Genomic DNA, 11,542 nt, shown 5'->3' on the forward strand with positions numbered 1-11,542 from the left:
GCGGGTTATTGTGATTAAGTGGTGTTTTGTATTATTACTCATTGTAAGCCAACACTGCGCAGCTAAACTCACTGTTGTAACAGAGAATTTTGCACCTGCGCAGTATCTTGATGCGAACAACAATTTAGTCGGTGATGCTGCCGATATAGTACGATTAGTGCTTGATAATGCTGGGATTGATTATTCAATTTCAGTAAACGATTGGAGCATGACTTATAATATTGCATTAAGAGATCCTCAAACCTGTATCTTCTCTATTTCTCGCTCACCTGAGCGTGAGAGTAGCTTTGTTTGGTTTGCTAAATTAGCTCAATTTGATACTAACTTCTACTCACTTAAGAGCAAAGGCATTGTGCTAACAAGCCTTGATCAGGCGAAGCAATATAGAATTGCAGTATTAAAAGATAATTACAGCCACCACTATTTACTCTCCCAAGGCTTTAAAGAAAACGAAAATTTAATGCTTTTTAATAGCTTTGATAATATTTTTAAAATAATTAGAGCGCGAAGTTCCAGCATTGATTTGGTTGTAATACCTGCACAGAGAATAAATCATGAACAGTCCCACTTATTAAATGAACTACAGCTCGAGCCATTAATGCCCATCAACGTCAGCCAAGCTCCCTTATATTTTGCGTGTAACAAAAACCTACCTAATAAATTAAAGCAGCAACTTAGCACGGCCTTTGCTTTGTATGAATCGCAACTATAAATATTAAAATATTAAGAAAATAATATTATATAAATATCAATTGCCCTGTTTATAAAAGCGGCTATAATCCAGCTGCTTTTGCTAATAAAAGCGATTATTTTGGAGTTATAAATGGGTGATTTAATCGGGATTGCATTATTAATCTTGATGAGTGCGTTATTTGCGATGTCAGAAATTTCGATTGCCGCTTCACGCAAAATAAAGTTAAGAGTTATGGCCGACGAAGGAAATGTGCAAGCGCTGGCGGTTTTAAAGCTGCAAGAGCAGCCCGGTGCTTTTTTTGCCATGATCCAAATTACGCTCAATGCGATTGCCATATTAGGTGGGATTGTTGGTGAGCAGGCATTATCGCCTTACGTGCAAGAAATACTGCAATTATTTTATCAGGGGCCGTTACTTGGTCAAATTAGCTTTTTACTGTCGTTTTTAATTATTACCTCATTATTTATATTATTTGCTGATTTGCTCCCAAAGCGATTAGCAATGATTTTACCTGAAGCTGTTGCTGTGCGTGTAGTTACAATTATGCGATGGGTGACTTTCGCGCTAACACCATTGGTATTATTTTTTAACGGCTTAACCAACATCGTATTGCGGGTGTTTAAAGTACCCAGTGAGCGTGAGGATATTGTTACTACTGAAGATATTGTTGCCATGATGGATGCTGGTGCTGAGTATGGCAGCCTTCAACAGCAGGAATATGACTTAATTGGTAATGTATTTGATTTAGAAGCGCGCTTTTTATCAAGCGTGATGTCGCCACGAGAGCAAATAGTTTACTTTGATATTGATGAGTCGAGTGAAGATATAGCCAATAAAATTATTGAGCATCCACATAATCACTTTTTAGTGTGTAAAGGCAACCTTGATAAGTTAATTGGCTCGGTTGAGTCAAAAGATATTTTACGCCAAGTGCTTAAAGGTGAGGCGGCAAACATTAATGCGGATATGCTAGATAAAGATATTTTTTACTTACCAGAAACACTGAGCTTATCTGAGTCGCTAAATGCGTTTAAAACTGCGGTTCACCCTTTTGCTGTGGTGGTCAATGAATATGCGCTTGTGGTTGGAATCGTGACAGTTAAAGATTTAATGAAAGGCTTTATGGGTGATTTAATCACGCATCAAAGTGAGGAGCTAATCATTGAGCGTGATGCTAACTCTTGGTTGGTCGATGGTTTAACACCTATTGTTGAATTAGCCAAAGTACTGGAAATAGATGAGTTCCCTGATCAAAACCATTATGAAACGGTCGCCGGGTATTTAATTTACACCATGAAGCATATTCCTAAACGTGCAGAATTTATTGTATTTTCAGGCTTTAAATTTGAAGTAGTGGATGTAGAAGGCATTCGTATTGAGCAGTTACTCGTCTCTAGGATGAACCCTGAGAGCGAGTAACAGTCGCTAAAATTAAATAATTGATTAACGGCAGTCAATGTATTTGCATTGGCTGCCTTTTTTATGGAGGTCACTGATATAGTTTAACTATTGTTTGAGTTAATTTTGTGACAACTATAATCAATTGTAAAAATGTGTAAATGTTGCCCATTAGCTATTTTTAATTGTTGTACTATAGTTTAGAATGATCGTTCATTCTAAACTAAAAGGTATTTAACATGCAGCGTTCCCGCATCGCTTTTTTTGTATTTTCAGCCCTCGTTGGTTCTGTTGCTTTAAGTGGATGTGATCAGGTAGCTGAGCAACCTAAGGCTTCTGCTCCTGCAGCAACACCCGTTGGTGTTGTCACATTAAACAGCCAAGCAATTACACTTAAAAAAGAATTACCTGGTCGTGTAAGTGCGTTTCAAATTGCTGAAATTCGTCCTCAGGTAAGTGGAATTGTGCAATCACGCTTATTTGAAGAGGGGACTCAGGTTGAGAAAGGCCAAGCACTTTACCAAATTAATCCCGATATTTTTGAAGCCGAATTAGCAGCCAGCAGAGCGGCGGTTGCTCGCGCAGAAGCCAGTATAGCCAGTAGTAAATCTAAAGCGTCGCGTTATAAAGAATTATTAGCAATTAAAGCTGTAAGCCAGCAAGATTTTGACGAAGCCGATGCAGCTTCTAAGCAAGCCTCTGCAGAATTATTAACGGCACAAGCGCAATTAAAAAGCGCGCAAATCAACCTTGATTATAGCCATGTTTCTTCGCCAATTAGCGGCCAAATTAGTAAATCAAGCGTTACTGTAGGTGCATTAGTTAGCGCAGGTCAAACAAGCGCGCTGGCAACAGTTACACAGCTTGATCCTATCTATGTAGATTTAACCCAATCAAGTAATGAGTTAACTAAACTCAAAAGAGCGCTGGCATCAGGTGCTTTAGGTGTCGACTCTACAACACAAACCGATGTAGAACTAATAATGGAAGATGGCTCAGTATATCCTCATAAAGGTACATTACAGTTCTCTGAAGTGACGGTTGATCCAAGTACTGGGTCAGTGACTTTACGTGCTAAATTTCCAAACCCTGAAAAGCTATTACTACCAGGTATGTATGTGCGTGCTGAGGTGGTTGAAGGTGTTAAGTCAGACGCAATATTAGCTCCTCAACGTGGTGTGAGCCGTAATACCAAAGGTGAACCTACAGCTATGGTTGTTAGCAAAAACAACACCGTTGAAAGCCGTGTATTAAAAGTAGAGCGTACTTTAGGCGCTAATTGGTTGGTGAGCGAAGGCTTAGCCGATGGCGACCAATTGATTGTGGAAGGGCTACAAAAGATTCGCCCAGGAGCACCAGTTACGGCAACCGCTGCTCAGTCTTCTGCAAATAACAGCCAATAACGGAGAGTTTTATGTCACGATTTTTTATCGATAGGCCTATTTTTGCTTGGGTATTGGCAATTGTTGTTATGCTTGCGGGTATTATTGCCGTTAAAAGCCTACCCGTTGCCCAATATCCGTCTATTGCGCCACCAGCGATTACCATTACGGCTAACTACCCTGGTGCATCTGCACGTACCTTAGAAGACTCGGTGACTCAGGTTATTGAGCAAAAAATGAAAGGCTTAGATGGCTTGTTATATATGTCATCAACCTCACAGTCGAGCGGGTCAGCAACACTGACGCTAACATTTGATGCCGAGACCGATCCAGACATTGCCCAAGTTCAAGTGCAAAATAAATTAGCGACCGCTACGCCATTATTGCCAGAAGAAGTACAGCGCCAAGGTGTGGTAGTGGCCAAATCATCATCAAGCTTTTTACTGGTTGTTGGTTTTGTGTCGCAAGATGGCAGTATGACTAATATTGATATTGGAGACTATGTATCGTCGAATGTGCAAGACATTGTCTCGCGTGTAGACGGTGTAGGTGAAGTGGAGCTGTTTGGCTCTCAATATGCAATGCGTATTTGGCTCGATCCGGCTAAATTACAAAACTATAAGCTAACCCCCAGCGATGTATCAGCAGCAATTAAAGCACAAAATGCACAGGTGTCAGCAGGTCAGCTAGGTGGTATGCCGTCACTTGCTGGGCAGCAGCTTAATGCGACTGTCACTGCGCAAAGTCGATTACAAAAACCAGAGCAGTTCAGAGATATTTTAGTAAAAACTAACAGCGATGGTTCGGTTGTTCGCTTACAAGATGTTGCCGAAGTTGAACTGGGCGGTGAAAGCTACGGTGTGGTTGCTCGTTTTAATGGTAAACCAGCATCGGGACTCGGTGTAAAGTTAGCCAGTGGCGCTAATGCACTTGATACCGCGCAAGGAGTAAAGGATGCACTTGAAGAGCTTAAGCCTTTCTTCCCACAAGGGCTTGAAGCGGTTGTGCCTTATGACACGACTCCCTTTGTTGCACTTTCAATTGAAAAAGTAGTACATACTTTAATAGAAGCCGTAGTACTAGTGTTTGTTGTTATGTACTTATTTTTACAAAACTTTAGAGCAACTATTATCCCGACTATTGCCGTTCCTGTGGTACTGCTAGGTACGTTTGGCGTTCTATTTACCTTTGGGTATTCAATTAATACGCTCACTATGTTTGCGATGGTATTGGCCATTGGTTTGCTGGTAGATGATGCGATAGTGGTAGTTGAAAACGTAGAACGTTTAATGACTGAAGAAAAACTCTCTGCAGTCGAAGCAACTCGAAAGTCTATGGACGAAATTAAGGGCGCGCTTGTGGGTATTGCCATGGTGCTGTCGGCGGTATTTATTCCTATGGCATTCTTTAGTGGCTCTACAGGGGTTATTTACCGTCAGTTTTCAATAACGCTGGTAACAGCAATGGGGTTATCGGTATTAGTGGCGCTTATTTTAACGCCTGCATTGTGTGCTACGTTATTAAAACCGAGTCATGTGCATACTGATGGTAGCTTTATAGGTCGTTTTTTCTCAGGATTCAACCGTGGTTTTGATAAAACCAATAGAGGTGCACAAGGCTTTGTTGGGCGAATGATCAAGCACTCTAAACGCTATTTGCTTAGTTATGTTTTGATTGTCGGTGGTATGGTCACTATTTTTTCAAGCTTACCCACCGCGTTCTTACCGGACGAAGACCAAGGTATTTTGTTTAGCCAAGTAATGCTGCCAGCAGGTTCTACAACAGAGCAAACGCTTGAAGTGGTTAAAAAAGTAGAAAACCACTATTTAGAAGAACAATCTGAAGCTGTTGCTTCAATCTTCACAGTTACTGGTTTTAGCTTTGCAGGCTCAGGACAAAACTCAGCCATTGGCTTTGTGAGCTTAAAGCACTGGGATGAGCGCCAACGTGACGACTTATCAGTGGGAGCGGTTGCAGGAAAAGGCATGGGTTATTTTTCAACGATAAAAGAGGCGCTTGTGTTTGCATTCCCACCTCCGGCAATTATTGAACTTGGCACTGCCAACGGCTTTAATATGTTTTTACAAGACCGGGTTGGTTTAGGTCATGACGAGCTATTAAAGGCGCGTAATCAGTTATTGGGTATGGCTAGTCAAAGTCCAATACTGGCAGGTGTTCGTCCAAACGGGCAAGAAGATATGCCTGAATTACAACTGGATATTGATCTTGCAAAAGCAGAAGCCCTTGGTGTATCACAAGGTGATATTAACAGTACGCTTTCTACTGCTTGGGGTAGTAGTTATGTGAACGATTTTATCGACCGTGGCCGTGTTAAAAAGGTATATCTGCAAAGTAAGGCCGATGCGCGCATGGTGCCTGAAGATCTCAATAAATGGTATGTGCGAAATAAAAGCGGCGACATGGTGCCATTCTCAGCGTTTGCTAGTTCATATTGGTCATATGGCTCGCCTCGTTTAGAGCGCTATAACGGCTTTTCAGCTATGGAAATTCAAGGTAGTGCTGCGCCTGGTTACAGTACAGGTGAGGCTATGGATGAAATGGAGCGCTTAGTTAAGCAGTTACCTAATGGGATTTCCTCTGAATGGACTGGTATTTCATTCCAAGAACGTTCAAGTGGTGGTCAAGCGCCGCTTCTTTATGGTCTTTCACTATTATTTGTATTTTTGTGTTTAGCAGCACTTTATGAAAGTTGGTCTATCCCATTTGCAGTAATGATGATTGTACCTCTGGGTATATTGGGAGCTGTTATGGCTGCTTTCTTAGGTAACTTATCAAATGATATTTACCTTCAAGTTGGCTTATTAACCACCATAGGGCTTGCCTCTAAAAATGCGATATTAATTGTTGAATTTGCTACTCATAAAATGGATGAAGGCTTAAGTTTGGTAGATTCAGCTATTGCAGCTGTACGACTTCGTTTACGTCCTATTTTAATGACCTCAATGGCATTTATCTGTGGTGTTTTACCGCTTGCAATAGCCTCGAGTGCAGGCTCTGGTGCTCAAAACGCATTAGGTATTTCAATTATAGGCGGAACACTTGCAGCTTCATCACTGGTGGTAATTTTTGTACCGTTGTTTTTTGTTTTGGTACGTAGACTGTTTTCAGGTAAAGCTAAAACCACCTCGCAGGAGGAAGTTTAATGAGTGTAAGAACAATTAGTTTTAGTGCTTTAACTTTAGCCATTTTATCTGGATGTCAGTTAGCTCCTCAGCAAGAAGCGCTTAATTTACCTGTCCCTGATGCGTATGCATCAGAGGCAGGCAAAGGACAAGTTTCGTCATTAAAATGGCAGCAGTTTTTTAATGATGAAAAGCTCAAAGCACTGATATCATTAAGCCTTGAGCACAATAAAGACCTGCAAATAGCAGCACTTAATGTGCAACGAGTGCGTGGTTTGTATCAGATCGAAGACTCAGCGTTATATCCTTCGCTCGATTTCAATGCATCAGGCAGTCGTCAGCGCTTGCCAGCTGATTTATCAGCAAGTGATCAGCCTCAAATTAGCTCCCAATACAGTGCAACTGTGGGCATGACTGCTTATGAATTAGATTTATGGGGCAAAGTGCGTAATCAATCTGAGCAAGCATTACAAACGCTTTATTCTACGCAGCTTAGTGAATATAGCATGCAGGTATCGTTAATTTCTGAACTGGCAAATGCGTGGCTTAATTATGCGACCGATCAGCAATTACTTGCTTTAGCTCAAGAGACGTTGTCATCGCAGCAAGCTTCTTTATCTTTAACGCAGAAAAGTGTTGATTTAGGGGCTGCCTCTGAAATTACCCTAGAGCAATTAAAAAGTACCGTAGCTACTGCAAAGGTTGATATTGCAAAGTATAAGCGTTTATTAAAACGTGATAAAAATGCGCTTGATTTATTAGTAGGTAATCCGGTGGGGCAGGACTTACTACCGACTAAAGAGTTGAACTCATTACTTGATTTACCGGCTGTTCCTGTCGGCCTTCCGTCTGATTTACTAACACAGCGTCCTGATATAAAAGCGGCCGAGCATCAATTATTTGCCGCAAATGCCAATATAGGGATTGCGCGGGCAGCGTTTTACCCAAGTATTAGTTTAACAGCCAATGCAGGAACAGCATCACGTGATTTAAGTAATTTATTTGATGCAGGATCAGGTACGTGGAGCTTTATGCCGTCGGTAAATTTGCCTATTTTTAATATGGGACGTAACCAAGCTAATTTAGATGTCGCTAATGCAGAGCAACAAGTTGCTGTAGCAACGTATCAGCAAAAAATTCAGCAAGCGTTTCGTGAAGTTGCTGACGTGCTTGCTGATAGAGAGGGTTACAATGCCCAATTAAGCGCACTTGAACAGCTACTACAAAGCCGAAAAATAACCTATGACTTGTCACAGGCGCGATACAATAAAGGGGTTGATAGCTTTTTACAAGTGCTTGATGCTCAGCGAACTTGGTATAGCGCAAAGCAACAACTGATCACCGGTCAACAAGCTTTGCTTGCAAGTCAAATTAACTTGTACAAAGCCGTTGGTGGTGGATGGGAAGTAACTACCGATCAAAGTAATTAGTATGCATTAAACCGGTGAGTTATGGCTGGTTTATCTGTAGTAAAGTAATACCGTTTAACGTTTATCTTTTTATTATCAAGGGTAAACGTTAAACATTTCGAGTCTAGTGACTCGATAATGGAGTTTCGAATGAATTCTAAAAATAAAAAGCACCTTGATCCGTTGCAAGCACAAGCGCGTCGTGAACAGGTATTAACAGCGGCTGCTGATTGTTTTCATCGCAAAGGTTACCATGGCGCAGGTATGGCTGAAATAGCAAGAACAGCAGGCATGAGTGCAGGCCATATTTATAATTATTTTGATAGTAAAGAAGCAATAATCGAAAGTATTATTGAAAAAGATATGGAAGAAATGTTCTCCATATTTCAAGAGTTTGAAGATCAACCTGGTGATATTTTAACAGTGTTACTTGATGGTCTACATCATGGTGTACAGCGTCATATGGACACGGGCGCCTGCGTTATTGACCTAGATATGATGGCAGAGGCGAGTAGAAACAAAAAGGTCGCTTTATTGCTACGTGAGGCTGATACGCAGGCACGTAACAGAATGCGGGATTTATTAGTGAGTGAAAGTAGTTTAATAAAATCACATTCAGAGCAAGAATTAGAGAGCCGTATTAATGTGATTTTTTCAGTGATGGCAGGATTGTTATTACGAAAAATGCTGTTTCCTGAGTTAACAGAAGAAACCGTGCTTATTGCACTGCGTCCAGCGATGAAAACATTACTTATGCCATTTGATAAAAATTAGAATAAGAATGAGCAGAGGAAAATTAGGCTAACCTTTTTGTGGGTTAGCCTAAATGTTATTCATTAATAACGCTCTATTGACCATTGCAGAGCGATTAGAGCAATCAAGATTGAACCTGAAGGCATTAACCACTTTTGATACCAATTATAGTTTCTTAGGTAAATAAGTATTGGTAAACTGAGACACAAAATACTCAGTTGACCCAATTCAACACCGAGGTTAAAAGCAATAATACTTAGCAGCTGGTAGTCTTCTGACAAGCCTAGCTCACCGAGGACACTTGCAAATCCCATCCCATGAAGTAACCCAAAACCAAAAGTAAGCCAGCCTAAACGTATTACTACGGGCCAAACATTATTAAGTGCTGCAAACAATACTGACACTGCAATTCCTAATTCTACCCAGCGACTATTAGGGGAGACAAGGTTCATTGCGGTAGCTGTAAGCGTAATAGAGTGTGCCAGTGTAAACGCGGTGACTATCCATGCAGTGTGTTTAATGATTTTTATTTTAGAGCTACTTCTTTGCCATGTTTTATCTCGTCTTACCAACACGCAAGTAAGTAACAATACAATTAAAAATAAAATATGGTCTATACCAATCCAAATATGTAACACGCCTTGGTAAACATATTGATTAAAGGTTTCTAGGTAGCTTGTTTGTTCAAAATTAAATGCTTGTTTTTGGTTATGATAGTCAAATACACGCGACACACCGTTGATGTTAACGATAGATTTATGGCTAGCATCGCGGTTAAAAAAAGCTGAGTATGTAAGTAAGGTTGTAGTGTTATTATCGCAATAAAAGCGAATAGGAATTTGCAAATAAGGTTGATTAAAGTGAGTATCGAGCTTAAACGGGCCTTCATTATTTAAAAGGCAGGCTTTTAAGTCTTGGGTAAAACTTATGTTTTGTTCAACAAATTGAGTAAGTGAGCTACGTTTTGCTTTTATTTCGGCCCATGTAATTTGCCCATCGTTGTTTAAATCAAGTGCTACTGCATGTTCCAAGTCAGCGATACTGATTTGCCAGTGACCAATATATTGCGTTTTATCTATATTGTTATTTAACACGATATAACTGGTACTTAACTGGTGTGCAAAGCCATTGTTTGTAAAAGCGAACAAACATAAAGCGAAAAAACATAGATAAGTTGATCTCATAGCTTACCTCGTGGCATTGCTTGTGCATCTTTAAGTAACTGCTGATCCATACTCATCTTTGCTTGTTGCCAATTAATGTTTGCCCAGTACAATGCTTTGTCGGGGTTTGGCTGAATATTAATGTAATATTTAGCTAGTTCACTGGCGTGGAAAGTATCTTGGCGAATTTCGCGTAAAGAGACTCTTTCAGCCATCATTTTTTGCCATTTTTGCCCGTGTGTTTTTAGATCTTTTTCTGCAATAGCTAGCCTAAGCAACAGCGCATCCTCTAAATTAGTATTATCGTCAACCAATGTGCTTAGGCTGTTAATAATATGCTCAGAGTTATTAAGTCTAAGCTGAATATCAGCCCATAAAACAACAAGGCTCACAGGCATATTCGATAATTTTATATGATTAATATGATAGAGTGCTTTTTTATAGTGACCCATTCGGTAACTCATTTCACTTAACACATGCTTGGTTGCAAGATTTGTTTCTTTGTTATCAACTATTTTTAATAGCGATTGATAGCTTTGTTGAACATTTTTGTGTTGGCTTTGTATATCAAGCACACAGGTACTTGCAGTGAGGGTACTTACTAAACCAATTAAAGATATACAGTGTTTTGTTGCTGCTTCAAAACGCCCTTGCGTCATAAAAATATTTGCTAGTAGTAAATGGCTATTAACATGGTTAGGATCGTCATCTATTGCCTCTTTTGCAATATTTATGGCTTGCTCGAATAAATGTTCTTTTTGTAATATACGTGCATACAGATAGCTTACTTCTGAAGTGGGGTTTTCCTGATATAGCTTTACCAAATGTGTTTTAAGGGCCCCTTGTAACCGCTCAGATTGGCCTGAGAATTGACTGTTGTCGAGTAAGTTCTTTATCTCTTCAACAGAAAGAGATGCTTTTAATTTAGTGTTACTAGTTGCAATAACTGCATCATCCTTTGGTACAAAAGGTGCGCCTTGTAGAGTGAGCGGCATTAAAAAGACAGCGATAAAAGTGAATGGCAAATATAAAGGTAAGTGCATTATTTTCTCCTAAAAGTTAGCCTTCCTTGGCTAGTCAGTTGATTGATTAATTTCCGTTTGCTGAAATCAGATCACCAACATCAGTATCTGTATTGGTAAATACTCTACCATTCACAGACAATGGCTCAGCCGTAGGCTGTTGATTTAAAGCATCCGTGGCAAACTGTGCAAATTCAACTTGCAACGCTTCAATAGTGATGCTCACAGTGGCGTTTACTTGTGAACTTATGCCATCGCTTACGCCAAACATAAAGCTGTCTGTACCTGTTGTCTCTTTATTAGGGGTGTAAGTAAAACTACCATCGCTATTTACTTCAACAACACCTAACGTAGGCTCACTTGATAGTGAGTAACTTAATGTGTCACCATCTATATCAGTGGCTCTGAGCATGTCAGAGATACTGACCTCTGTTTGAGTGGTGAGTATTACATCACTTGCTGAGGGCGCAGAGTTGGTTATAGTTGGTGATTTATTTTTGTCGTCATCGTTACTGCATGCTGCTATAATCAGGCTTACAGATAGTATACAGACATGACGTAAATTTAGATTATGCATT

9 protein-coding genes are annotated in these 11,542 nt (G+C 40.1%); 6 read left to right on the forward strand and 3 right to left on the reverse strand.

Features of this window, described 5'->3' with window-relative positions; all coding sequences use genetic code 11:
• Positions 1-10 precede the first annotated feature (10 nt).
• From AN392_RS04260 to AN392_RS04285, 6 genes are all read left to right on the forward strand, one after another.
• Positions 11-712: an ABC transporter substrate-binding protein gene (locus AN392_RS04260; RefSeq protein ID WP_010389085.1), complete on the forward strand. Its 702-nt coding sequence runs from the start codon at positions 11-13 to the stop codon at positions 710-712.
• A 111-nt stretch (positions 713-823) separates the two neighbouring features.
• Complete coding sequence (locus AN392_RS04265) at positions 824-2,113, forward strand: hemolysin family protein (RefSeq protein ID WP_055011941.1); 1,290 nt, start codon at positions 824-826, stop codon at positions 2,111-2,113.
• A gap of 218 nt (positions 2,114-2,331) precedes the next feature.
• Positions 2,332-3,495: an efflux RND transporter periplasmic adaptor subunit gene (locus AN392_RS04270; protein ID WP_010389081.1), complete on the forward strand. Its 1,164-nt coding sequence runs from the start codon at positions 2,332-2,334 to the stop codon at positions 3,493-3,495.
• Between the two features lie 11 nt (positions 3,496-3,506).
• Positions 3,507-6,638 (forward strand): efflux RND transporter permease subunit, encoded by a 3,132-nt coding sequence (locus AN392_RS04275; protein WP_055011942.1) that lies wholly within the window; start codon positions 3,507-3,509, stop codon positions 6,636-6,638.
• A complete protein-coding gene (locus AN392_RS04280) occupies positions 6,638-8,047 on the forward strand; it encodes an efflux transporter outer membrane subunit (protein ID WP_055011943.1) in 1,410 nt (469 codons plus the stop codon). The genes AN392_RS04275 and AN392_RS04280 overlap by 1 nt, the downstream gene beginning before the upstream one ends.
• A gap of 129 nt (positions 8,048-8,176) precedes the next feature.
• The gene (locus AN392_RS04285) at positions 8,177-8,800 is read left to right on the forward strand and encodes a TetR/AcrR family transcriptional regulator (protein ID WP_054201260.1); all 624 of its coding nucleotides are present in this window, start codon (positions 8,177-8,179) and stop codon (positions 8,798-8,800) included.
• A gap of 62 nt (positions 8,801-8,862) precedes the next feature.
• On the opposite strand, the gene AN392_RS04290 is transcribed toward AN392_RS04285, so the two are convergent.
• Genes AN392_RS04290 through AN392_RS04300 form a run of 3 tightly spaced genes read right to left on the reverse strand, consistent with a single transcriptional unit; the run spans position 8,863 to position 11,541 of the window.
• Positions 8,863-9,963: a HupE/UreJ family protein gene (locus tag AN392_RS04290; protein ID WP_010389071.1), complete on the reverse strand. Its 1,101-nt coding sequence runs from the start codon at positions 9,961-9,963 to the stop codon at positions 8,863-8,865.
• Entirely contained in the window at positions 9,960-10,985 is a 1,026-nt protein-coding gene (locus tag AN392_RS04295) for a lipopolysaccharide assembly protein LapB (protein WP_055011944.1), read from the reverse strand. The genes AN392_RS04290 and AN392_RS04295 overlap by 4 nt, the downstream gene beginning before the upstream one ends.
• A gap of 46 nt (positions 10,986-11,031) precedes the next feature.
• Positions 11,032-11,541 (reverse strand): Ig-like domain-containing protein, encoded by a 510-nt coding sequence (locus AN392_RS04300; RefSeq protein WP_055011945.1) that lies wholly within the window; start codon positions 11,539-11,541, stop codon positions 11,032-11,034.
• Between the last annotated feature and the right edge of the window lies 1 nt (position 11,542).

This window comes from Pseudoalteromonas sp. P1-16-1b (assembly GCF_001401785.1).
GTDB classification, from domain to species: Bacteria; Pseudomonadota; Gammaproteobacteria; order Enterobacterales; family Alteromonadaceae; genus Pseudoalteromonas; species Pseudoalteromonas undina.

Bases quoted from the DNA above. Each gene is read 5' to 3' on its own strand.
- AN392_RS04265 (WP_055011941.1), top strand. From the start codon at position 824: ATGGGTGATTTAATCGGGATTGCATTATTAATCTTGATGAGTGCGTTA.
- AN392_RS04270 (WP_010389081.1), top strand. From the start codon at position 2,332: ATGCAGCGTTCCCGCATCGCTTTTTTTGTATTTTCAGCCCTCGTTGGT.
- AN392_RS04275 (WP_055011942.1), top strand. From the start codon at position 3,507: ATGTCACGATTTTTTATCGATAGGCCTATTTTTGCTTGGGTATTGGCA.
- AN392_RS04280 (WP_055011943.1), top strand. From the start codon at position 6,638: ATGAGTGTAAGAACAATTAGTTTTAGTGCTTTAACTTTAGCCATTTTA.
- AN392_RS04285 (WP_054201260.1), top strand. From the start codon at position 8,177: ATGAATTCTAAAAATAAAAAGCACCTTGATCCGTTGCAAGCACAAGCG.
- AN392_RS04290 (WP_010389071.1), bottom strand. From the start codon at position 9,963: ATGAGATCAACTTATCTATGTTTTTTCGCTTTATGTTTGTTCGCTTTT.
- AN392_RS04295 (WP_055011944.1), bottom strand. From the start codon at position 10,985: ATGCACTTACCTTTATATTTGCCATTCACTTTTATCGCTGTCTTTTTA.
- AN392_RS04300 (WP_055011945.1), bottom strand. From the start codon at position 11,541: ATGCATAATCTAAATTTACGTCATGTCTGTATACTATCTGTAAGCCTG.